Origin of the sequence: Streptomyces sp. NPDC017225, from assembly GCF_044331465.1 — a bacterium.
GTDB lineage: Bacteria > Actinomycetota > Actinomycetes > Streptomycetales > Streptomycetaceae > Streptomyces.
Genome location: NZ_JBIRNE010000003.1, coordinates 527175 through 549169, shown reverse-complemented (window position 1 = coordinate 549169; position 21995 = coordinate 527175). Strand labels below are relative to the sequence as shown.

Sequence of the window (21995 nt, the reverse complement as noted above, 5' to 3'; positions counted from 1 at the left end):
CGGACCGGACGCAAGCCCATTGCCCCGGCAAACGCGATATGAGTAGCCTGTGTTCGCTATTCCGATCGCCTGTTGAAATCTCGAACAACTTAGGGAGGGGGCGGGACATGGGACGCCTCGTACCAGCCGTGACCCGGGCTCTCGACATACTGGAGCTCTTCCTCGACGGGGACGGCACGCTCTCCGCCCCCGACATCGTGCGCCGGCTCCAGCTGCCGCGCACCACCGTGCACGAGCTGGTCACCACGCTCGCCGCGCGGAAGTACATCGTCCCCGTGGCCGGGCAGCCCGGACGGTACCGGCTCGGTGTGCGTCCGTACCAGCTCGGCGCCCGCTACGCCGAGCACCTCGACCTCGCCGCCGAGGGACAGCAGGTCGCCCGGACCGTCGCCGAGACCTGCGACGAGACGGTGCACGTGGCGATCCTGGAGGACACGGACGTCATCTACATCGCCAAGGTGGACTCCACGCACGCGGTGCGCATGGTGTCGGCGGCCGGGCGGAGGCTGCCCGCCCACTGCACGTCCGTCGGCAAGATGCTGCTGGCCTCCCTCCCCGAGCCGGAGGTCGCCGCGCGCTTCCCCGACGGCGCCGAGCTGACCGCGATGACCCCGAACAGCGTCACCGACCCGGCCGCCCTGCGCGAGGCGCTGGCCCGGATCCGCGAGCGCGGCATCGCGGTGGAGAACCGCGAGTCCAACCCGGACGTCTCCTGCGTGGCCACCCCGGTCCGCGACCGCACCGGCCGGGTCGTCGCCGCGCTGTCGATCTCCGTGCCCATGATCCGCTGGAGCGAGGAACGCCTCGGCGAGCTGGAGCAGCTCGCCGTCAAGGGCGCCGCCGACCTCTCCGAGCGCCTCGGCCACCGGAGCGCGGCATGACGGAGCACGGCATGACGGAGCACGGTACGACGACGCGGCGCGGTACGGCGGCGACCGGCGCCGCGACCGGCACGGCGTACGAGGTGGCCGTCCGGGCGGAGGCCTCCCTCGGCGAGGGGCCCACCTGGGACCCGGCGGCGGGCCGCCTCCTGTGGATCGACATCCTGAACTCCCGCGTCCACACCTACGACCCGGCGACCGGCCGGCGCACGGTCCGCCGCACCGACCAGCACGTGGGCGCCGTCAAGCCCCGCGCGGGCGGCGGCCTCGTCCTCAACCTGCGGGACGGGATCGGCCTCCTCGACCCCGACGACACCTTCCGCTGGCTGCACCGGGAGCTCGTCCCCGGCCGCCGCGCCAACGACGCCGCCGTCGCCCCCGACGGCACGCTGTGGACCGGCACCATGCGCTACGACGAGGCTCCCGGCGGCGGCACGCTGTCCCGGGTCGGGGGGGACGGCACGGTCGAGAGCGTCCTCGACGACGTGACGGTGAGCAACGGCACCGGCTGGAGCCCGGACGGCCGGCTGATGTACTACGTCGACACACCGACCCGCCGTATCGACGTCTTCGACGTGGCCGCCGAAGCGGCGGGCGGCCGGATCACCGGCCGGCGCCCCCTGGCCACGATCGAGGACGGTGCCGGTTTCCCCGACGGGCTGTGTGTCGACGCCGAGGGCTGTGTGTGGGTCGCTCTGTGGGACGGCGGCGCGGTACGCCGCTACACCCCGTCCGGTGACCTGGACCGGGTGATCCCCCTCCCGGTCCCCCGGGTCACGGCCTGCGCCTTCGGCGGCCCGGACCTGACCGACCTGTACATCACCACGGCCCGGGTGGGTCTGACGGCCCCGCATCCGCTGGCGGGCTCGGTACTGGTGGTGCCGGGCGCGGGCCGGGGGGTGGCCCAGCCGGCGTTCGCGGGCTGAGGGCGACACGCGCGGCCGGCCCGCGAGGCGTGCGCGCGTGCGCGAGGCGGCATGCCTAGAGCGGCATCCCGGCGGCCTCGCGCTCGCGCTTGGTCAGCGGCGGTCCGCTCAGCTCCGGCTTGAGCGGACCGGCCGCCGCGGCCGTCAGCACGCTCGGTGCCAGCAGTACGTGCGCGCCACGCTCCAGCGCCATCACGTCCGTCACCCGGCGGGCGACGCGGCCGTTGCCCGTGGCGGTGTACGCGAGCCGCCCGACGTAGGCCGCGGACAGCCGCTCCCGCAGCGACGGTCCGCCCCGCGCGGCCCCGGGGAAGAACACGTCCTGCCCGACGGCGAGTTCCCACGCGGCGCCCACCGGCCGTGCGACGGCCCGCTGGGCCGGCCGGGCCAGCTCCGGTGCCTGCCAGCCGGACCGGCCGAGCACCGAGCGGAGGGCCAGCGCGCTCTGCGCCGCCACCGACATCCCGTGCCCGTAGACCGGGTTGAAGGCGGCCAGCGCGTCCCCGAGCACCACGAGGTTCTCCGGCCACCCGGGCATCCGCTCGTAGAAGTGGCGCCGGTTGGCGGTGGTCCGCGTGAGCGACACGTCGCCCAGCGGCTCCGCCCCGGCCAGCAGCTCGCCTATCACCGGATGCCGCAGCTCCTTGCGGGCGTACCGTTCGAAGTCCCCGGCGCCGGCGGCCGGTTCGCCGCCGCGGGTGCCGTACAGCGTGACGAGCCACCGTCCGTCCTCGACGGGGAGCAGGACCCCGCCCCGCCCCGGCCCCCAGGACCGCGGGTCCAGCTGCACGTTGACCACGGGGAAGCCGTCGCGGGCGCCCTCCGGAGCCCGGTAGAGGCGGCTCGCGTACACCACGCCCGCGTCCACCCGCCGCGTCCTCGGCGCGGGCAGCCCCAGTCCCGCCAGCCACCGCGGGGTGCGCGAGGCGCGTCCGGTGGCGTCGACGACCAGGCCGGCGCGGAGCGTGCGCTCGGGTGCGTCACCCACCCGCACGCGTACTCCCCTCACGGTGCCGTCCGGGCAGTCGAGCCCGAGCGCCTCGGCGTGCTCGACGACCTCGATCCGCTCGTCGGCGCACACCAGCGCGCGGACGGTGGCGTCCAGCAGGTCGCGGGTGCACAGCAGCATCCCGTGCGACTCGTCCCACCGCCGGTACCAGCCCTGCGGGGAGAGCACCACCATGTCCGTGGTGACCGGCAGCCGGTGGGCCCCCGCCCGCCGGAGCCGGTCGGTGACGCCCGGCACGAGCTCCTCCAGCGCGCGGGCTCCGCCCGACCACAGCTGGTGGGCGTGGCGTGCCTGGGGCAGTCCCCGGCGCGGGCGGGACCCGGTGGGCAGCGCGTCCCGCTCGAGAACGGTGACCCGGCCGGCGTACGGCGCCAGGGCACGGGCGGCGAGCATACCGGCGAGCGAGCCGCCGAGGACGACGGCACCGGTGGGGCGTTGACTCATGTGCGGGCGCTCTCTGTGGGGGCGGACGCACGGGCGCGTACCGCCTCGATCTCGTCGGGACGGCGCAGTGCCCGGGAGGTGGCGCCGATCTCGTGGAGCAGGTGCGTGCTGTCGACCTCGCCGGTGCCGTCCTCGCGGGGTGGCGGTCGCCGCGCGTCCGTCACGGCATCCTGGATCACCACCGCCGCGGCCAGGGCCTTGGCCCGCTCCGGCGGGAATCCGAGGGAGAGGGCCGCCTCGTAGGACCGCCGCCGCCGGCCCTCGTCGATGCGCCGGGACAGGGGCAGCAGCGCGTCCCGGATGAACGTCTCGCGGCGGATGAGGCGCAGCTCCGGCGTGGAGCGCGGGACGAAGGGCACGCCGGAGCTGTCGACCGACCGCATCAGGTGGTACAGCGGCCGCAGTTCGCGGTGGGCGAGCCGGACCTGACGGCGTTCACGCAGGTACTGGCCGGCGTGCGGAAGGATGAAGCCCAGCGCGATCACGATGGCGGACAGGCAGGCGACGGGCGGTGCCAGGTCGGTGCTGAGCCAGTCGGCGTCGTGTCCCGTCCAGCGGGCCGCGACGGCGGTGAGCTTGGCGGCGTCGAAGACCAGGTTCAGCGCGTAGCCGACGCCGAGGAACATCAGCCCCCAGCGCAGCCAGGCGTCGAGGCCGTCGGTGCGCACCCAGTTCCAGATCAGCCAGGACGTGATCAGGACGGCCACGGTGTGGGCGAGCAGGTAGAGCAGGATCTGCTCGCGCATGAAGGGGGTCGTGGCGTAGTACGTGTCCAGGTCCCGCAGGCGTTCCACGGGCGCGTCGGCGAGGGCGAACAGCGTCCACAGGGCGACGATCACCCCCGAGTAGACGCAGACCACCCAGCGCATGGCGCGGCGCGTGGCCGCCGCGCGGTCGGACAGCCCGTTGCGCCAGGTGATGATCAGCAGCAGACAGGAGCCGCAGAAGGCGGTCAGCAGGGAGTACACCCACGGCGCCGAGATGTTGGGCACACCGGTGACCCGGTTGGTCCAGGCGATGGTCGAGGGGGCCGCGAAGACGAACACCGTGCAGGCGAGGATCAGCAGACCGCCGACCGCGCGCAGCAGCGGGTCACGCCAGAGCCGGATCACGGTGGGCAGTTTGATCGCCAGCGCGGCGGTCAGGACCGCGGCCGGGATCCAGAAGGAGATGTAGAACTCGCCGAGCAGGTCGGCGGGTTCGAGCGCCCGTCCGGCGGCGGCGCGGATCGCCGTGAGCTCCGTCGTCACCGTGGCGTACCTCCCCGTCCACGGTAGCCGAGCGACCTCTGGACGGGGTGGGTGGACGTGTCGTCCGCCCGCCCGCGCAGCAGGGGCCGGCAGGCGGCGGCGAGGCGGTGCCCGAAGTCGTCGGCAGCGGCCTCGTCGTCCTGCCGGGAGCCGTCGCGGGCGGCCGCGACCAGGGCCACGTCCGTCCAGCCGGGCCGGTCGGCCAGGGCGCGGGCGGCGGCGGTGCCGACGCCGTGGTGGTGGCGGTGTCCGGCGTGGATGTGCCACAACTCGTGTCCGAGGATGACCAGTTGCTGCACGGTCTCGGCCCGTTCCTCGACGATGACCAGGTCGCGGTCGTGGAACTCGACCCACAGTCCGGTGACCATCAGTTCGTCCGGGAACCGTTCGAAGCGCAGCTCGACGGGGCGTCCGGCGCGGCGCGCGGCCATCTCCGCGCACAACGCGTGGCACAGTTCCCGCACGTCCCGCGGCGAGCGGTGGGCCGTGCGGACCGCGGCGGCGAGGTCGGCCGCGAGGCCGCCCGCGGAGCCGTCCCGCGCGCGCCTGAGCGCGGCGGCGGCCCGGGCGGCCCGCCCGCGTACCCCCGCGAGGTTCATCCTTCCCCCTCCTCGACGCCGGCCTGGAGTCCTCAGAGGTTACGCGTCCACGTCCGCCCGCGTCATGCGATCCGGGGGCCGTTGTTCAACCGGGAACGACCGGCGCGGACGGACCGGGAACGACCACCGGAACCGGCCCGGAACGGTGCCCGGGACGGCCCCCGCTCCCGGAAAGTCCTGCGCGACCCATTGACGCGCTCTCCGTGCGACCTTACGGTCCCGTTCGAAGTTACGAGCGCTATTCGATATCTCGAACATTCTGAACGCACACCTTACGTTCATGACAGATGGGGCAGGGCATGGGACGACCTGGCCTGGATCGCAGGCACTTTCTGGCCGCGGCGGGCGGCCTGACGGTCGCGGGAAGCTTCGGCTTCGCGGCCCTGGGCACGGGCGCCGACGCGCTCGCCTCCGGAGCGGACACCCGCGTGAGCTACTGGAACCTCTTCAGCGGCGGCGACGGCTACAACATGATCGCGATGCTGGACTCCTTCCGTAAGGACAACCCGGGCATCGACGTGAAGGACTCCACCCTCCAGTGGGGCAGCCCCTTCTACACCAAGCTCGCCATGGCGGCCGCCGGCAACCGCGCACCCGACCTCGGCGTCATGCACCTGGGCCGCGTCACCGGCTTCTCGCCCGGTCGCCTCCTGGACCCCTGGGACGTCGGCCTGCTCGCCAAGTACGGCGTGAAGGAAGCGGACTTCAACCCCGAGCTGTGGAAGCGCGCCGTCATCGACGGCAAGCTCTACGCCCTCCCCCTCGACATCCACGTCCAGCTCTGCTTCTACCGCAAGGACGTGCTGAAGAAGGCGGGCCTGCTCGGCGCCGACGGCCGGATGGTGCCGGTGACGTCGGCCGAGGAGTGGTTCGACGTGCTCAAGGAGGCCAAGAAGGCCACCAAGAAGGGCCTGCAGACCATCGGCTTCTGGCACAACGACCAGAACTTCCAGTGGTGGGACTTCGTCGCCTTCTACACCCAGCTCGGCGGCACCTGGTTCAACGACGACAAGACCGAGGTCACCTTCGACACCGACAAGGCCACCCAGGTCCTGGAGTTCCTGCGCCGGCACGTCGCCGACGGCTACGCCGACCCGGGCTACGGAGGCGCGGCGGGTGCCGAACAGTTCGTCAACGGCTCCCCCTTCGCCTGGGAGGGCAACTGGTCGGTGCCCGTGTTCTCCGGTGCGAAGCTCGACTACGGCGCGGCCCCGCTGCCGCCCGTCTTCGGCAAGCAGGCCACGCACGCCGAGTCGCACTCCTTCGTACTCCCGCACCAGGCCGGCCGCGGCGGCGCCACCAACGAGGCCGCGCACCGACTGGCCGCCTACGTCGTCAAGCACGCCCAGCAGTGGGCGGCCGGCGGACACATCCCCGCCTACACGCCGACCCTGTCCACGGCCGCCTACAAGGAGCTGAACCCGCAGAGCGAGTACGCCGGCGCGATGGACCACCAGGCCACCGAACCCAAGGTGTGGTTCGCCGGTTCCACCGGCATCCTCGCCCAGCGCGTCGGCCCGATCGTCGTCTCCTCGACGATGGGCTCGGCGAAGCCGGAGGCCGCCGCCCGCCGTATGAAGGGCGCGCTCACCGACCTGCTCGGCACGAAGAACCCCATGGACGGCAAAACCGCCGCGCAGGGAGGTGCGGCCGCATGACCACGACCAGCGCCGAGACGATCGTCCGCCAAGCGCGCGCGAAGACCGCCGCCGACAGCGCCACCGTCCGCCGCAGGCAGGGCTTCCAGCACGGCGGCTGGTTCGTCGCCCCGTTCCTCGCCCTGTTCGCGCTCTTCGTCGTCTGGCCCCTGCTGCGCGGCCTCTACCTCAGCTTCACGGACGCCAACATCTCCGGCGACAGCGCGAGCTTCATCGGCCTGGACAACTACAGCGAGGCCCTCCAGGACCCCCTGATGTGGGACGCGCTCGGCCACAGCGCGTACTTCACGCTGCTCGTCGTGCCCTGCATCACGGTCCTCGCCTTCCTCCTCGCGATGCTCGCCCACCACATCGAGCGCGGCAAGTGGCTGTGGCGGCTCTGCTTCTTCATGCCGTTCCTGCTGCCGTCCACCGTCGCCGCCAACCTGTGGCAGTGGCTGTTCAACCCCGGCACCGGCATGGTCAACCATGTCTTCGGCCTCGAGACGCCCTGGCTGACCGACAAGTCGTACGCGCTGCTCGCGGTCGTCATCACCACCCTGTGGTGGACGGTCGGCTTCAGCTTCCTGCTCTACCTCGCCGCCCTCCAGGGCATCCCGCTTCACCTCTACGAGGCGGCCAAGCTGGACGGCGCGAACGCCTGGCACCGCATGCTCCACATCACGCTGCCGATGCTGCGCAACATCACCGGCCTCGTCGTCGCCCTGCAGATCCTCGCCTCGCTCCAGGTCTTCGACCAGGCCGTCGTCATGCAGGACTTCGGGCCGGGCCCGGAGGAATCGACCCGCACCTTCGTGCAGTACACCCTCGAACAGGGCTTCACCAGCTACCGCGTGGGCTACGCCTCCGCGATCTCCATCATCTTCTTCGTGCTCATCGCGGCCGTCGCCCTCGCCCGGATGTGGCTGCTGCGCAACCGTGAGGAGGGCGGCCGATGACCACCGCCGCGGCGCCGACGCGCACCACACCCCGCAGGGCCTGGTCGACCGGCCAGATCGTGCTCACCGTCCTCGGCACGGTCGTCTCCGCGCTGTTCCTGGCGCCCCTGGCCTGGGCCCTGTTCACCTCGCTCAAGTCGGAGACCGAGGCCGTCGAGGTACCGACGCACTGGCTGCCCGAGGACTGGACGGGCCAGGCGTGGACGGCCCTCTTCGAGACCGGCAACATCACCAACTGGTTCGTCAACTCCCTGGTCGTGTCGGTCTGCGTGACGACGATCGTGCTGCTGGTCAGCGCGCTCGCCGGATACGGCTTCGCCCGCACCGAGTTCCGGGGCAAGGGTCTCCTGATGGGCGTGGTCATGGCCGGCCTCATGGTCTCCCCGGCCGTGCTCGGCGTGCCCCTGTTCACCACCGTCCAGCAGATGGGGATGGTCGACACCTACTGGGGCATGATCCTGCCGCAGTGCGCGCCCGCCGCGATGGTCTACATCCTCTACAAGTTCTTCCAGGGCATCCCGCGCGAACTGGAGGAGGCCGCCTTCATCGACGGCGCCGGCCGCTGGCGCGTCTTCTTCACCATCATCGTGCCGCTCTCCCGCCCCTCCCTCGCGGCGGTCGGCATCTTCACCTTCATCAGCTCGTGGAACAACTTCCTGTGGCCCTACATGGTGACCAACAACCCCGACCTGATGACCATGCCGAACGGCATCGCGACCGTCATGAACTCCTACGGCATCCAGTGGGCCCAGCTCATGGCCGGCGGCCTGATGGCCGGGCTGCCGCTGATCATCGTGTTCGTCTTCTTCCAGCGGCAGATCGTGGCGGGCGTCGCCCACACGGGATTGGCGGGACAGTGACCGTACGCACCGTGCGCACCACCCTCACCGCCGTGGCGACGGCCGCCCTGATGGCCCTGCTGCCCCACACGGCACAGGCGGCGGAGAGCTACCCGGACCCGCGCCCCATCACGGGCCAGGAGATCATCCACGACCCCACCGTCACGCGCCTCAAGGACGGCGGCTACGTCGCCTACTCCACCGGTGGCGTCATCGGCGCCCGCCTCTCCGAGGACGGCAGGCACTGGGACGACGCGGGCAACGCCTTCGCGAAACCCCCGGGCTGGTGGTACGAGTACAACGACACAGGCGACCCCTGGGCCCCCGACATCTCCTACCGCGCCGGCCGCTACTGGCTGTACTACGCGGTCTCCTCCTGGGGCACCAACCACTCCGCGATCGGCGTCGCCACCTCCCGCACGGGCCTGCCCGGTACCTGGACCGACCACGGCAAGGTCTTCTCCTCCGGGACGAGCGACACCTGGAACGCCATCGACCCCGCGGTCGTCCAGGCCGACGGCCGCCTGTGGATGTCCTTCGGCTCCTACTGGAGCGGCATCCGCATGATCGAGCTGGACCGGCACACCGGCAAGGCCGCCCGGGACGCGGAGGTCCACCACCTCGCCACCCGCCCGGACGAGCCGTACGCCGTCGAAGGCCCGGCCATCGTCAAGCACGGCCGCCACTACTACCTCTTCGCGTCGTACGACGCCTGCTGCTCGGGTGTGGACAGCACGTACAAGATCAAGGCCGGCAGGGCCACGGACATCAAGGGCCCCTACGTCGACAGCACCGGCACCCCCATGCTCCAGGGCGGCGGTGACCTCCTCCTGGAGGGCCACGGCCGCCACATCGGCACGGGCGGCCAGTCCGTCTTCCGCGACCGGGGCCGGGACTGGCTGGCGTACCACTACTACGACGCCGAGGACGAAGGCACGCCCAAGCTCGGGCTGAACGCCTTGACCTGGACCAAGGACGGCTGGCCGAAGATCTCTTAGAGGAACGGCCGGCAACGACGAACCCGCGGACCCACGCGAACCTCTGGAAAGGCAGACATGCGAACCGCCCGCTTCACCCTCGACCCCGCCTTCACCGTCGGTGAGGTCAACCCCCGCCTCTTCGGCTCCTTCGTGGAACACCTCGGCCGCTGCGTGTACACCGGCATCTTCGAACCGGGCCACCCCACCGCCGACGACGCCGGCCTGCGCCAGGACGTGCTGGACCTGGTCCGGGAACTCGGCGTCACCGCCATCCGCTACCCCGGCGGCAACTTCGTCTCCGGCTACAAGTGGGAGGACTCCGTCGGCCCGGTGGAGGACCGCCCCCGCCGCCTCGACCTGGCCTGGCGCTCCACGGAGACCAACCGCTTCGGCCTCTCCGAGTACATCGCCTTCCTCAAGAAGATCGGCCCCCAGGCCGAACCGATGATGGCGGTCAACCTCGGCACCCGAGGCGTCGCCGAGGCCCTCGAACTCCAGGAGTACGCCAACCACCCCTCCGGCACCGCGCTCTCCGACCTGCGCGCCGAGCACGGTGACAAGGACCCCTTCGGCATCAGGCTCTGGTGCCTGGGCAACGAGATGGACGGCCCCTGGCAGACCGGCCACAAGACCGCCGAGGAGTACGGCAGGGTCGCCGCCGAGACCGCCCGCGCCATGCGCCAGATCGACCCCGGCCTCGAACTCGTCGCCTGCGGCTCCTCCGGCCAGTCCATGGACACCTTCGCCGAGTGGGAGGCGACGGTCCTCAAGGAGACGTACGACCTGGTCGACCACATCTCCCTGCACGCCTACTACGAGCCGTTCGACGGCGACGTCGACTCCTTCCTCGCCTCCGCCGTGGACATGGAGTCGTTCATCGAGAACGTCGTCGCCACCTGCGACCACATCGGCGCCCGCCTCAAGTCCAAGAAGAGGATCAACCTCTCCTTCGACGAGTGGAACGTCTGGTACATGGCCAAGACCCAGGCCGAGGTCAGCGCCCTGGACTGGCCCGAGGCGCCCCGTCTGCTGGAGGACAACTACAGCGTCACCGACGCCGTCGTCTTCGGCTCGCTCCTCATCGCCCTGCTGCGGCACGCCGACCGCGTCACCGTCGCCTGCCTCGCCCAGCTCGTCAACGTCATCGCCCCGATCATGACCGAGCCGGGCGGCCCGGCCTGGCGGCAGACGACCTTCTTCCCGTTCGCGCAGGCCTCGAAGCACGGCCGCGGCGAGGTCCTCGACGTCCGGGTGGACTCACCGACGTACGAGACGAAGAAGTACGGCGAGGCCGACCTGCTGCACGCCACCGCCGTGCGCGCCGAGGACGGCTCGGTCACCGTCTTCGCCGTCAACCGCTCCCGCACCGATGCGCTGCCGCTCGACGTCGCCCTGAGCGGCCTGGAGCTGACCGAGGTCGTCGAGCACAGCGCCCTCGCGGACGCCGACCCCGACGCCCGCAACACCCTCGCCGAGCCCGAGCGGGTCGCCCCGCACCCGGTCGAGGGCACCCGGCTGCGGGACGGCGGGCTGAGCGCCGTACTGGAGCCGCTGTCCTGGAACGTGATCCGGCTGCGCTGAGACCGGGGCCGGCGGGTTCGGCCGGACGCGGCGGCCCCGGCCGGGTCAGCGGCGCGGGCCGGGGGAGGTGACCGGTTTCACCGGCACCCCTCCGGCCGCGCCGCCCAGCAGCTTCAGCCGTACCGTCCCCGGCCCGGACGCCGCCTCGCCGCCGGCCAGGACCGCGATCGCCAGGGTGTTGGCGGCGGCGCGGGTGCGCAGGACGCCGTTCGGCAGGACGAAGGTGTGCGGCTCGCCCGCCGGGCCGCCCTCGTACTCGCCCAGGTTCCAGCCGTTGAGGAAGACCTGGGCGCGGTAGTCGCGGTCCCGGTCGTCGTCGAGGACGAGCCCGACCGAGGCGTCGACGTCCGGCGGGACGTCCAGCCGGAAGGTGGTCCGGTACCAGGTCACGCCCTGGCGCCGGTCCGCCCGGGGGAGGGACACGGGCTCCCAGCCGCCGTCGTCGTACCCGGGCAGATACCAGCCGTGCCGCTCCCCGAACAGTCCGCCGTGGTTGAGCGGCCCGCGCACCGGATCGGGCGCGGCGGCGCCCTGGATCCGCCACGCCACCTTCGGCGACGCCCCCTCGAAGGCGACGGATGTCAGCCCGCGGGCCGCCTGGTACGCGTCCTGGCCGTGCTGGGTGCGCCGGACGAGGACGGACAGGACCCGGGAGGCACCGGGCTCCTTCCCGAGCGCCTCCCGCGTTTCCTCCGGCAGCCGGAAGCGGGCCGTGGCGGTCCACGTGCCCTCGCCGTCGTCGTCCTCCCGGCCCACGCGGTGGGTGCCCAGCGGCTCCCCGTCCAGCCAGGCCATCAGCATGCCCCGCGCACCCGTGCTGTAGGAGAGGGACACCGACTCCAGGTCCGCACCGCCGCTGAGCCGGCCCCGGTACCAGACGTCGCCGTAGTGGAAGCCGTAGTCGTCGGCGAAGAGCACGGGCTGTCCGTCGGGCACGGGGGTGGTGCTGTACGACGTCCGCCGGTCGGCGACCGCCCACCCCGAGTCGTCGTAGCCGGGGGCGGACTCCGGGTTCTCGGCGCGGCGCCGCCAGCCGTCCAGCGCGGGCAGCACCAGCTCGGGCACGCCGGGCAGCGGCCGGACGGCCAGCAGACTGTGGGCACGGCTGCCCGACGTGCCCACCGCGCCGCCGTTCCAGGTCACGTGGGTGATGCCGCGCGGTGCCCACACCTCGAGAGGGCACTCCTCGACGGTGTCACCGGTCAGCCGGATCGTGGCACCGTCCAGGGCGACGTCGCGCAGCAGCGCCGGGCCGTGCACCAGGACGCGGCCCGACGGGGTCTCGTACGGCCACAGCCGCAACGAGGCGGCGTCGTCCGCGACGAGCAGGATCAGGGTGCGGTCGGACTTGCCGCTGCGTACCCGCACCCGGGTCAGCCTGTTCTCTTCGAGGGGCACCGTGACGTGCAGCTTTCCGTGGTCATACACCCAGGCGGCCTCCTCGTCCAGCCGGGTCGGCCACGGTTCGTGCGGGCAGTCCAGCACCAGGTGCGCCATCTCGCCGGCCCGGCCCACGAAGGCGGCGATGTCCAGCCGCCCGACGCTCATGGACAGCATGGGCTGCACGGTGGCGTACGCCAGTTTCCGTCCCGCGCCCAGGTGGAGACCGGTGGCGAACAGCTTGGCGTCCCGGGCGGGGACGGTGACCTCCACGTCGGTCCCGCCCATCGGCACCTTCGACGTGACGTCGGTCGCGGAGTCGTTGCGCACCACGTAGGCGTGGGTGCCGGTGTCCGGGTTGGCCAGGTGCCGCACCTTGATCCGGGCGTCGGCGGCCCGGACCCGCCGGGCCTCCTCCATCCGGGTGAAGTCGGGGACGTTGCGCAGCAGCTGCCCCAGCTGGTGGAGGGGGGCCATCTTGTCCGTCGGCCGGCGTGCCTCGTCGATCGCCGCGGTGGGGTCGTACGTGGGCGTGGGCGCGGACGGCGCGGCCAGCCAGCCCCAGGAGGTGCCGCTGAACGCGGTGTGGACGTTGTGCAGCGTGATCCCGTGCGCGAGGTGCGCGAGATGGACGCGGCGCGCCTCGGCGGCGTCCCGGGTGCGCTCCACCTCGCCCCAGGCGACCGGGGTGCCGGCGTGCAGGAGCGGTACGTCGATGCCTTCGGCGCGGAGCTTGTCGTGCAGGCGGCTCAGGCGGGCGCGCCTGGGGGCGTCGACCTGGTAGAGCAGGACCGTGCCCGTGCCCCGGGTGTACTGGTGCCGGGCGGCGACGGCGTTGACGCGGCTCAGCCACTCGTCGGCGTGGCGCAGGTAGGCGGGGTCGGCGGTCCTGGCCCGGCCCTCGGCGGCCGTCAGCCAGCCGGGCAGGCCGCCGGCGTCCACGTCGGCGCCGATGTAAGGGCCGGGCCGCAGGACGACGTACATCCGGGTCTCGGCGGCCGTGCGCAGGAAGAGGTCCAGGTCCCGGACGCCGGTGAAGTCGTATTCGCCGGGGGCGGGGGAGTGCTGGTTCCAGGCGAGGCGGACGCTGACCGCGTTGTAGCCGTACGCCCGCATCTTCTGGAGCACGTCCCGCCACAGGGACGGGCTCGGCAGCCGGAAGGGGTGCATCTCGCCGGACCACAGCGTGAGGCGTCTGCCGTCGACCAGCAGGGAGTACCGGTCCAGGGCGACGCGGTGGCGCACGCCGTCGGCGCCGGGCGGCCCGGGCGGCGGCCCGGTGGGCACGGGGCCGCGTACGCCGGAGCGGGGCAGTGCCTGGCTGCTCACGCTGCCGCCCAGCGAGAGACCGAGGACGGTGGTGCCCGCGAGGGCGCTGAACGCTCGTCTGCTGAGCCTGCTGAGCTCCAAGGGAGCCTCTCCTGTTGCCGTGCTTCTCGTGCTGCGCTGCCGGGCCATTCTCCACAAGGAGGCGGCGATGCGTTAAATGGCCGGAGTTCGATCTGTTCGCGTCCCGGGGGTGTGCATACGATGCGACCGCCCTGCCGATGGCATGTGCACAATCGGCGGATGCTGCCCGGGCGGCCGGTACCGGCAGGCGCGGACGCGTCCGCCGATCGGGCGGCGTCAGTGGGACGGCCCGCGCTCCTCGATCTCGTCCGCGCACTCGCGGGGTACCGCCACGTCGGCCGGGATCCGCCCTGCCCGCCCGGCCTCGGCGCGGCTCTGCTCGACGCGGTCCGCGATCTCGTGGCAGACGACGGTGTACGTCTCCCTCTGCTTCTGCGCCTGCCCCGGCGTCGGCTCCTCGGCGGGGTACCACCCGGACTCCTCCGGGGACGGCCCGGCGTCGAGAGCGGCGGTGGCGACGAGGCCGGCCAGACACAGCCCCGTCCACACGGCGACGACGATTCGCCGGCCCACGGTCACTTCGTGGCGTAGGTGAGGAAGTCGGTCCAGACGGCGGGGGAGAGACGGAGCTGGGGGCCCTGGGCGTCCTTGGAGTCGCGGACGTGGACGGTGTGGGGGCGGGTGGCTATCTCTACGCAGTCGCCGTCGCCGCTGCTGCTGTAGCTCGACTTGAACCAGACCAGTTCGCCGGTGCTCATAGGTCTCCTCGCATCCGCTGCAACAGGCTCACGGAGTCCGGAACGGTGAGAGCCTGCGAACGCATACTCGCATACCGCTTCTGAAGGACGCTGATCTCCTTCGGGTCGCTGACGAACAGACCGCCTCGCTGGCCCTCGTTGTAGGCGAACCACCGGTTCTCGGGCGTTTCCAGCAACTGCATGGGGCCCGCGATCCCGGAGTGCGCCTCGCGCGTCATAGGCATGATCTGGAGGTCGACGTTGCGTAGTCGCGCGACTTCCAGCAGGTGCTCGATGAGCCTCCTCGTCGCCTCCTCTCCACCAGTCCGACGCAGGAACAGGTGCTCCTCCAGGATGAAGCTGAAGGCCGTGCGCGGACGCTCTCGCAGCAACCTCTGTCGATCGGTCCGCGCGGCCCACCGAGCCTCGATCTCCGCGTCGTCCAGCGGCGGCAGCTGCGCGGCGAACAGAGCATTCGCATACGCCTCCGTCTGCAACAAACCCGGAATCATCCGGCACTCGTACGTGTAAAGCGTGATGGCCACGGTCTCCAGCTGAGCCCACCGCCGAAACCACGCCGCCAGCCCCGGCTGCCGCACCAGATGGGTCGCCGCCCTCCGCAGCGCCCCCGTCCTCCCCAGGGCCTCCTCCGCGCGCTCCACGAACGCGGGATCCGGCATCCGCCTGCCCAGCTCGACCGAGGCCACCGTGTGTTTGGAGAAGCGCACCAGTTCCCCGAACTCCTCCCGGCTCAGCCCCGCGTGCTCCCGCAGCCCCTGGACCACCGCCCCGAACGTCCGCAGGCTGTCCGACGACTCATCGACCACTGTCGCCACCTCCCCGGTCATGGTCACGGGCGGTGACCCGTACTGTCCAGTCCGTGACCATGTACTCCGTCGCAGCGTACGCGGCGTCCACCTGGAGAAGAGCGCCCGCCGGGCGTCAGATTGGGCGCATGACAGCACCCCCCGCACGCCAGGGACCGACTACCGTACGTGCGTTCTCCCAGCGTCTCAGCTCCACCCCGCGAGGCGCGCGACTGGCCCGGCGTCTCGCCCTCGCCCAGCTGCACGACTGGGGCGTCCCGCACGGCACGGACGTCTCCGACGCGGTCGCCGTGATCGTCGCCGAACTGGCGGCCAACGCCGTGACCCACGGCCGGGTGGCCGGCCGCGACTTCGAGCTGCGGCTCTCCCTCGTGCCGGGCAGCGTCCGGATCGAGGTCACCGACACCCGCAGTGGACCGCCCCGGCCAAGCCTGCGGCAGCCGGGCCCGCTCGACGAGCACGGCCGCGGCCTGGCGTTGGTCGACGCGTTCGCCGACCGCTGGGAGGTGCTGGACCGCGAGCCGCCCGCCAAGACCGTGCGGGCGGAGGTCGACGTGCCGGGCTGGTTGTCGCTCGTCCGGGCGCTCGGTGCCGGCTGACCAAAGGTCACGACCCGCTCGGCCGGCACACCAGCGGCTTGTCCAGTTCGGAGCAGGGACGGTGGCCCTCGGCGCGGATGATGTCCTTGCCGACCTCGTTGGCGAGGTAGCGCAGGAAGCCCGCGGCGATCGAGTCCGCCGGGGGTTCGCCGTAGGTATAGGCGATCTCCGTCTCCCAATAGGGGTACGCGCCCTGGTCGGCGCCCTCCAGCGTCGCGGGGTAGCCGTCGATGCGGACCTGCCGTACGTCCTTGTGGGCGTCGGCGAGGCCGACCTCGCTGTAGCCGAGGGCACCGGGGGTCGAGGTGACGGTGTCCAGCAGGATCTGGGTCTTGCCGACCTCGCAGCGGCCGGGCCGGCCGGTGTCCAGGCTCCGGCAGTCGCTCGTCGTGACCGCCGGCAGGGGGGCGTCGTCCAGGACCTGCCGCTGGAGGGCGGTGCGGGTGCCGGAGCCCGGATGGCGGCCGACGAGCTGGACGGGCAGGTCCTCGCCGTTCACCTGCTCCCAGTTGGTGATCTTCCCGGCGTAGATGTCCCGGACCTGGCTCAGGGACAGGTCCTGGACCCCGGTGTCCTTGTTCACGACCAGGGTGAACAGGGACAGGGCGACGGTGCGGGGCAGGAGCCGGGTGCGGCCGGGGGACTTGGGGCCGTCGCTGAACGTCAGCCGGTCGCCGAGCCCTTCGTCGCCCTTCGGCTTCTCCTTGTCCCCGGCCGTGGTGAGTGCGTCCAGCCCCGGGACACTGCCCTCGAACTGACTGTCGGACAGGGGTATTCGCGCGCCGGGGCAGGTCTTCACGTACTGCTCGGCGGCCTGCTCCAGGACCGGTTTGAACGCCGTGGAGCCCGTCAGGTGCAGCGTCCCCTCGGCGCAGTCCAGCGGCGCGGCCACGGCGTCCTCGCCCCGGGCGAACGTGGACACGGACTGGGCGACGCTCACCAGGACGAGCACGGCGAGCAGCCAGCGGACCGGCCGGGACGCGAAGGGGTAGTACTCGGTCCTCTTGATGGTCCCGCCGCGCACCCCGCCGACGATGCCCGCGGTGACCTCCGGGTCGGGGAAGTCGGTCTCGGTGAAGTCCGGGACGCGGTCCAGGACCGCCAGCACCTTGTAGTGGGACCGGCGGTTGAGCTTCACCTTGGGCAGTCTGATGACGCCGTCCGAGGCCCCGAAGCCCGACGTCCCCGGTGTGAAGAAGTCACGCAGCACGGTGTGGCTGCACTCCGTCACGACCATACCGACCACGCGGCGGCCCGGGAACTTCACGCGGATGCCCACCGCGTCGTTGGCGGGGGCCACGTAGTCCTCCTCGACTATCGGGGTCCAGCCCACGTTCTCGATGCGCAGCAGGGCGACGGACGGGTCGCGCAGGTGGGCGCCGTCCCACTGCATGCGCTGGAGCACCCCGGCCTCCGGTCCGGAGGAAGTGGCCGAGTCCCGGGCGCTGGTGTCCATCTGGACCCGGTAACCGAGCCGTTTGCGGCCCGCGAGGAAGAACTCCCACAGGGCGGCGATCACGGGCACGGCGAGGCCGAGAACGGCGATCACCGACTCCCACGGAAAACCGTTCACAACCGACTCCCGACTTCCGGCTCAGTGGATGGGGAGGCCATGTTGTCCGGGGCGCGGAGTGGCCAATCGGGAGTGCGCTGACCGGCCGTCAGGAGTTCACCGGTGCGTCACCTGCGGAACGTGGTGTTTTCCGGACGTTGGTTGCCGTTGTCGCGCGGGCCATTGACGCGCGTGCGGTTCGATCCTACGTTCCCGTCCGACAAGACGATCGTTGTTCGAGATACAGAACAGGAGCGTCCCCCGTGAGTCGCAAGAGAACCGCACTCCTCGCTCTCCCCACCGCTGCCCTGCTCGCCCTCCTCCCCACCACGGCGTCGGCCTACCCCAACCCCGGCCGGGTCACCGGCTCCGTCGTCACCCACGACCCGACGATGATCCGCACCTCGTCCGGGCAGTACCAGCTCTACGCCACCGGCGGCGGCATCAGCAGCAAGACGTCCTCCGACCGCACCGCCTTCTCCGCGGGCGCGGACGCCTTCGGCTCCCGGCCGGGCTGGTGGTCGCGCTACTCCTCCGTCCCGGAGGCCTGGGCGCCCGACATCTCGTACCACGGCGGCAAGTACCTGATGTACTACTCCGTCTCGAAGTTCGGCTCCAACACCTCCGCCATCGGGCTCGCCGGCTCCGCCACCGGACAGCCGGGCAGCTGGAGCGACTACGGCATCGTCTACACCTCCGGCTCCTCCAGCGACTACAACGCCATCGACCCCAACCTCTTCGTCGACGACGACGGCAAGTGGTGGCTCTCCTTCGGCAGCTGGTGGACAGGCATCAAGATGATCCGGATCGACCCGTCCACCGGCAAGCAGCTCGCCTCCGACACCGCCCGCCGCTCCCTCGCCTCCCGGCCGTCCGGCACCAAGGCCGTCGAGGCCCCGTACATCGTCAAGCGGAACGGGTACTACTACCTCTTCGCCTCGTACGACACCTGCTGCGCCGGCACCAGCTCCACCTACAAGGTCAAGGTCGGCCGGGCGACCAGCGTGACCGGGCCCTACCGCGACCGCGACGGCGTCTCGATGATGAACAACGGCGGCACGCCCGTGCTCGAGTCGCACGGCAGCGTCATCGGCCCCGGCGGCCAGTCGATCATGAACGACGTCGACGGCGACCTGATCGTCTACCACTACTACGACGGCAACGACAACGGCACACCCAAACTGGGCATCAACCTCCTGAACTGGAGCAGCGGATGGCCCGTCGCCTACTGACCCTGCTGGCCGCCCTGCTGCTCGCCCTCTCGCTCGGGCAGTCCTCCGCGAGCGCGGCCACCTTCACCAACCCGGTCAAGACCCAGAAGGGCGCCGACCCCTGGATCACCTACCACAGCGGCAACTACTACATGGTGTCGACGAGCTGGACCGACGTCATCACCGTCCGCAGGTCGCCCACCCTCGGTGGGCTCGCCACCGCGCCCAGCGTGCAGGTGTGGCAGGGCGACGCGGCGTCCCGGTGCTGCAACATCTGGGCGCCCGAGCTGCACTACCTGAACGGTCGCTGGTACCTGTACTACGTCGCCGGGCAGAACGTCTCCGACTACAACCCGACCCAGCGCAGCCACGTCCTGGAGAGCGCCGGGTCCGACCCCATGGGGCCGTACACCTACCGGGGACAGCTCAATCCCGCCTGGATGCTCGACCCCACGGTTGCGACGATCAACGGTCGGCTGTACCTCTTCGGCAGCACGCACAGCGGGACCCAGAACATCGTCGCCGCCCGGATGTCGAACCCGTACACGGTGGCCTCCTCCTTCAGCACGGTCTCCACACCGACGTACGACTGGGAACGCTCGGGCGCACCGGTCAACGAGGGGCCGGAGATCCTCCAACGGGGTGGCAGGACGTTCCTCGTCTACTCCGCCAGCGGCTGCTGGACCCCCGACTACAAGCTGGGGCAGCTGGAACTGACCGGATCCGATCCGGCGTCCGCGTCCTCCTGGACGAAGAAGCCGACGGCACTGTTCCAGCGCAGTGACGGCAACGGCGTCTACGGGCCCGGTCACAACGGTTTCTTCACCTCGCCGGACGGCTCCGAGAGCTGGATCGTCTACCACGCCAACGACGCCGCCTCGGACGGCTGCGACAACGGGCGTACGGCGCGGGCCCAGAAGTTCACCTGGAACGGCGACGGCACCCCGAACCTCGGCACCCCGGTCCGGCTCGGGGCGGGCATGTCCGGACCCTCGGGCGAGCCGTCGGTCGTCTCGACGACGTACACGGTCACCAACCGCAACAGCGGCAAGTGTCTGGACGTGGCCGGGAGCTCTCCGACGGACGGGGCCGACGTGGCGCAGTATTCCTGCAACGGCGGCGCCAACCAGCGCTGGCGTCTGGAGGACCTCGGGGACGACACCCACCGGCTGGTCAACGTGGCCACCGGGAAGGTGCTGGACACCGCCGACTGCTCGGCCGCCGACGGGGCCGATCTGCGGCAGTGGTCCTGGCTGGACAACACCTGTCAGCGGTTCCGGTTCCTCGCCACGGACAGCGGTCACGTCCGGATCGTCAACCAGGCCACCGGCAAGGTCGCCGACGTCGCCGACTGCTCCACGGCCGACTCCGCCGATGTACGGCAGTGGACGTGGCTGAACAACGCGTGTCAGCAGTGGCGGCTGAACCCGGCCTGAAGCAGCGTCCGCACCCTCACCTTCACCCCGTCCGGCCCATGCCCGCCGCGTTCGGCCAGCTCTGCGCTCCCGGCCGGCCCGTCGCAGGGACCGCCTCCAGGCCGTTGGTGCCCCGGACCTGCGCGGCCGTGAGGCCACCGCGGGCCGGGACGCCGGGCGGGGTGGGGTCGGTGGTCACCACCGGGTAGTGAGCCACCGCGGCATCCGGAACCGGGGCCGGAGTGGGAACAGGGGCCGGAGCGGGCATGGGCTGCTGGACCGGTGCCGGGTGGGGGACCGGCACCGGTCCGGGATACGGCGCCGGGTGGGGGACCGGAGCCGGCTGGGGGACCGGAGCCGGTTGCGGGACCTGTGGCGGTGCCGTCGGCACCGGCCCGGACATCGGGCCGACGGCGGCCGCCGCCGGGGCGACGGGCACCGCGGCGGGGAGCGGCATGCCGCCGTCGGCGGCCGGAGCGGCGGCGAGCCCCGGGACACCGGTACCGGCCCCCTGAGCGGCGAGCCCCCGCAAACCGGCCCCGTTGGTCTCGCTCATCAGGCGGTCCACGGCCGCCGTGCCCGAGCTGTAGCCGGTCCCTGGAGCGGGCTCGGGCACGGCGGCTCCCCTCCTGGCCCCGTACAGCACCTGTGCCAGGCCGGACACCAGGCGACGCACGTCGGCCTGGGGGCGCACCACGAGACGCAGGAAGCGGCTGGACGAACCGATCTTGTTGCCGCATTCACGGACCAGGATCCGGTGCTCGGTGAGCATCCGGTCCCGGACGACGGTGCCCTCGGCGCCCACGGGGAGGCGGACGAAGAGGAAGTTGCCCTGCGAGGGATAGACGGTCAGACCGGGCAGCGCGGACAGCTGACCGGCCATCTCCAGGCGGTCGCGGCGGACCTGGTGCAGGCTCCGCGCGTACTCGGCGCCGTGGTCGCGCAGCATGAACACCACGTGCTCGGCCAGGGAGTTGATGTTCCACTTGGGGAGCATGGCGCGCACCCGGCCCGCCAGCTGCGGAGTGGCGACGAGGTAGCCGAAGCGGACGCCGTGCAGGCCGAAGTTCTTGCCGAGACTGCGCAGCACGACGACGTTGGGCCGCAGCACCGCCTCCTCGACCACGCTGGGCTCGGCCTCCGCGTCGGCGAACTCCAGGAAGGACTCGTCGATCACGACCAGGTCCCGGTCGGCCATCGCGTCCAGGAACCGCACCAGCGCCTGCTTGTGCAGATAGCCGCCGTCGGGATTGTTGGGGTTGCAGACCACCACCGCCCGCGACCCCCGGGCCCGCACGAACTCGGCGTACCGCGCGAGGTCGAGGGCGAAGCCGCCGGCCTCCTGGAGCGGGAACATGTCGACCCGCTTGCCGGTCTCCACGGGCTGGTCGGTCCAGCGGCCGAAGGTGGGGACGGGGACGGCGAGGGACTCCCGGACCAGCAGGTGGTCGATCCAGGTGATCAGCTCCGTGGAGCCGTTGCCCATCGCCACGCACTGCGGCGGAAGTTGGAGCAGGCCGCACAGTTCGGCGGTGATGGTGTCGGCGCTGCTCGGGTAGTACGTGATGATCTCGCGCAGCCGGCCGGCCATCTCGTCGAACATCGCCGGGGTGGGGAAGTACGGGTTGCACGGGATGCAGAAGTCCACCGGCCCGGCGCCCGCCGTCCCGCCGCTCTCCCGCGTCAGCGCCGCCATCGACGGGCTGTGCGCCGCGGTGCCGCGGAACAACGAGGTGACGTTGCCGGACAAGTGGACCTCCGTCTGTGGGCGGCCCGCGCGGGGGAGCGCGGGCCGCCCTTGCATACGGAGGAGGATCCG

The 21995-nt window shown here is 71.8% G+C and carries 19 protein-coding genes; 10 read left to right on the top strand and 9 right to left on the bottom strand.

All coding sequences use genetic code 11. The features are described from left to right. Positions 1–107 precede the first annotated feature (107 nt). Positions 108–881 carry an IclR family transcriptional regulator gene (locus ACH4NX_RS09795; RefSeq protein WP_398128481.1) on the top strand — a complete coding sequence of 258 codons (774 nt, stop codon included), beginning with the start codon at positions 108–110 and terminating at the stop codon, positions 879–881. A gap of 11 nt (positions 882–892) precedes the next feature. Further along, on the top strand, positions 893–1807 hold the full coding sequence (locus ACH4NX_RS09790) for an SMP-30/gluconolactonase/LRE family protein (RefSeq protein ID WP_398128553.1): 915 nt from the start codon (positions 893–895) through the stop codon (positions 1805–1807). Positions 1808–1862: 55 nt separating this feature from the next. Here the strand turns inward: ACH4NX_RS09790 and ACH4NX_RS09785 are convergent, their stop codons facing one another. From ACH4NX_RS09785 to ACH4NX_RS09775, 3 genes are read right to left on the bottom strand one after another with little or no spacing between them, the layout of a single operon-like run. Then, positions 1863–3260, bottom strand: coding sequence for an FAD-dependent oxidoreductase (locus tag ACH4NX_RS09785; protein WP_351388184.1), 1398 nt, complete (start codon positions 3258–3260; stop codon positions 1863–1865). Continuing rightward, complete coding sequence (locus tag ACH4NX_RS09780; protein ID WP_351388664.1) at positions 3257–4489, bottom strand: MAB_1171c family putative transporter; 1233 nt, start codon at positions 4487–4489, stop codon at positions 3257–3259. The genes ACH4NX_RS09785 and ACH4NX_RS09780 overlap by 4 nt, the downstream gene beginning before the upstream one ends. A 17-nt stretch (positions 4490–4506) precedes the next feature. Beyond that, complete coding sequence (locus tag ACH4NX_RS09775; protein WP_351388186.1) at positions 4507–5109, bottom strand: toxin-antitoxin system, toxin component family protein; 603 nt, start codon at positions 5107–5109, stop codon at positions 4507–4509. Between the two features lie 299 nt (positions 5110–5408). Between ACH4NX_RS09775 and ACH4NX_RS09770 the strand changes: the two genes are divergently transcribed. From ACH4NX_RS09770 to ACH4NX_RS09750, 5 genes are read left to right on the top strand one after another with little or no spacing between them, the layout of a single operon-like run. Further along, positions 5409–6767 (top strand): extracellular solute-binding protein, encoded by a 1359-nt coding sequence (locus tag ACH4NX_RS09770; protein WP_351388188.1) that lies wholly within the window; start codon positions 5409–5411, stop codon positions 6765–6767. Next, a complete protein-coding gene (locus ACH4NX_RS09765) occupies positions 6764–7705 on the top strand; it encodes a carbohydrate ABC transporter permease (protein ID WP_398128480.1) in 942 nt (313 codons plus the stop codon). The genes ACH4NX_RS09770 and ACH4NX_RS09765 overlap by 4 nt, the downstream gene beginning before the upstream one ends. Continuing rightward, entirely contained in the window at positions 7702–8565 is an 864-nt protein-coding gene (locus ACH4NX_RS09760; protein ID WP_351388192.1) for a carbohydrate ABC transporter permease, read from the top strand. The genes ACH4NX_RS09765 and ACH4NX_RS09760 overlap by 4 nt, the downstream gene beginning before the upstream one ends. A gap of 50 nt (positions 8566–8615) precedes the next feature. Beyond that, positions 8616–9542, top strand: coding sequence for an arabinan endo-1,5-alpha-L-arabinosidase (locus ACH4NX_RS09755; protein WP_398128552.1), 927 nt, complete (start codon positions 8616–8618; stop codon positions 9540–9542). Between the two features lie 57 nt (positions 9543–9599). After that, on the top strand, positions 9600–11105 hold the full coding sequence (locus ACH4NX_RS09750; protein WP_351388195.1) for an alpha-N-arabinofuranosidase: 1506 nt from the start codon (positions 9600–9602) through the stop codon (positions 11103–11105). A 45-nt stretch (positions 11106–11150) separates the two neighbouring features. Here ACH4NX_RS09750 and ACH4NX_RS09745 read toward each other — a convergent pair whose 3' ends face one another. The 4 genes from ACH4NX_RS09745 to ACH4NX_RS09730 form a co-directional block, all read right to left on the bottom strand. Continuing rightward, positions 11151–13943 (bottom strand): beta-galactosidase, encoded by a 2793-nt coding sequence (locus ACH4NX_RS09745; RefSeq protein ID WP_398128479.1) that lies wholly within the window; start codon positions 13941–13943, stop codon positions 11151–11153. A gap of 168 nt (positions 13944–14111) precedes the next feature. Then, complete coding sequence (locus tag ACH4NX_RS09740) at positions 14112–14408, bottom strand: hypothetical protein (protein ID WP_351388200.1); 297 nt, start codon at positions 14406–14408, stop codon at positions 14112–14114. A 2-nt stretch (positions 14409–14410) separates the two neighbouring features. Continuing rightward, the gene (locus ACH4NX_RS09735) at positions 14411–14593 is read right to left on the bottom strand and encodes a DUF397 domain-containing protein (protein ID WP_351388202.1); all 183 of its coding nucleotides are present in this window, start codon (positions 14591–14593) and stop codon (positions 14411–14413) included. Further along, a complete protein-coding gene (locus ACH4NX_RS09730) occupies positions 14590–15420 on the bottom strand; it encodes a helix-turn-helix transcriptional regulator (protein ID WP_351388205.1) in 831 nt (276 codons plus the stop codon). The genes ACH4NX_RS09735 and ACH4NX_RS09730 overlap by 4 nt, the downstream gene beginning before the upstream one ends. Positions 15421–15527: 107 nt before the next feature. On the opposite strand from ACH4NX_RS09730, the gene ACH4NX_RS09725 reads away from it, so the two are divergent. Then, positions 15528–15998 carry an ATP-binding protein gene (locus ACH4NX_RS09725; RefSeq protein ID WP_351388208.1) on the top strand — a complete coding sequence of 157 codons (471 nt, stop codon included), beginning with the start codon at positions 15528–15530 and terminating at the stop codon, positions 15996–15998. Positions 15999–16005: 7 nt separating this feature from the next. Here ACH4NX_RS09725 and ACH4NX_RS09720 read toward each other — a convergent pair whose 3' ends face one another. Then, complete coding sequence (locus ACH4NX_RS09720; RefSeq protein WP_351388210.1) at positions 16006–17571, bottom strand: substrate-binding domain-containing protein; 1566 nt, start codon at positions 17569–17571, stop codon at positions 16006–16008. 242 nt (positions 17572–17813) lie between these two features. Here ACH4NX_RS09720 and ACH4NX_RS09715 point away from each other — a divergent pair, with 242 nt between their 5' ends. Both ACH4NX_RS09715 and ACH4NX_RS09710 read left to right on the top strand, forming a co-directional pair. Beyond that, positions 17814–18782 (top strand): arabinan endo-1,5-alpha-L-arabinosidase, encoded by a 969-nt coding sequence (locus ACH4NX_RS09715; protein WP_398128478.1) that lies wholly within the window; start codon positions 17814–17816, stop codon positions 18780–18782. Beyond that, positions 18764–20197 carry a family 43 glycosylhydrolase gene (locus tag ACH4NX_RS09710; protein ID WP_351388215.1) on the top strand — a complete coding sequence of 478 codons (1434 nt, stop codon included), beginning with the start codon at positions 18764–18766 and terminating at the stop codon, positions 20195–20197. The genes ACH4NX_RS09715 and ACH4NX_RS09710 overlap by 19 nt, the downstream gene beginning before the upstream one ends. Positions 20198–20219: 22 nt before the next feature. Here the strand turns inward: ACH4NX_RS09710 and ACH4NX_RS09705 are convergent, their stop codons facing one another. Beyond that, positions 20220–21926 (bottom strand): pyridoxal phosphate-dependent aminotransferase, encoded by a 1707-nt coding sequence (locus tag ACH4NX_RS09705; RefSeq protein WP_398128477.1) that lies wholly within the window; start codon positions 21924–21926, stop codon positions 20220–20222. Between the last annotated feature and the right edge of the window lie 69 nt (positions 21927–21995).

Excerpts from the sequence above, each read along its gene's own strand:
- ACH4NX_RS09795 (WP_398128481.1), top strand. The coding sequence starts at position 108 with ATGGGACGCCTCGTACCAGCCGTGACCCGGGCTCTCGACATACTGGAG.
- ACH4NX_RS09790 (WP_398128553.1), top strand. The coding sequence starts at position 893 with ATGACGGAGCACGGTACGACGACGCGGCGCGGTACGGCGGCGACCGGC.
- ACH4NX_RS09785 (WP_351388184.1), bottom strand. The coding sequence starts at position 3,260 with ATGAGTCAACGCCCCACCGGTGCCGTCGTCCTCGGCGGCTCGCTCGCC.
- ACH4NX_RS09775 (WP_351388186.1), bottom strand. The coding sequence starts at position 5,109 with ATGAACCTCGCGGGGGTACGCGGGCGGGCCGCCCGGGCCGCCGCCGCG.
- ACH4NX_RS09770 (WP_351388188.1), top strand. The coding sequence starts at position 5,409 with ATGGGACGACCTGGCCTGGATCGCAGGCACTTTCTGGCCGCGGCGGGC.
- ACH4NX_RS09765 (WP_398128480.1), top strand. The coding sequence starts at position 6,764 with ATGACCACGACCAGCGCCGAGACGATCGTCCGCCAAGCGCGCGCGAAG.
- ACH4NX_RS09760 (WP_351388192.1), top strand. The coding sequence starts at position 7,702 with ATGACCACCGCCGCGGCGCCGACGCGCACCACACCCCGCAGGGCCTGG.
- ACH4NX_RS09755 (WP_398128552.1), top strand. The coding sequence starts at position 8,616 with ATGGCCCTGCTGCCCCACACGGCACAGGCGGCGGAGAGCTACCCGGAC.
- ACH4NX_RS09750 (WP_351388195.1), top strand. The coding sequence starts at position 9,600 with ATGCGAACCGCCCGCTTCACCCTCGACCCCGCCTTCACCGTCGGTGAG.
- ACH4NX_RS09745 (WP_398128479.1), bottom strand. The coding sequence starts at position 13,943 with ATGGCCCGGCAGCGCAGCACGAGAAGCACGGCAACAGGAGAGGCTCCC.
- ACH4NX_RS09735 (WP_351388202.1), bottom strand. The coding sequence starts at position 14,593 with ATGAGCACCGGCGAACTGGTCTGGTTCAAGTCGAGCTACAGCAGCAGC.
- ACH4NX_RS09730 (WP_351388205.1), bottom strand. The coding sequence starts at position 15,420 with ATGACCGGGGAGGTGGCGACAGTGGTCGATGAGTCGTCGGACAGCCTG.
- ACH4NX_RS09725 (WP_351388208.1), top strand. The coding sequence starts at position 15,528 with ATGACAGCACCCCCCGCACGCCAGGGACCGACTACCGTACGTGCGTTC.
- ACH4NX_RS09710 (WP_351388215.1), top strand. The coding sequence starts at position 18,764 with ATGGCCCGTCGCCTACTGACCCTGCTGGCCGCCCTGCTGCTCGCCCTC.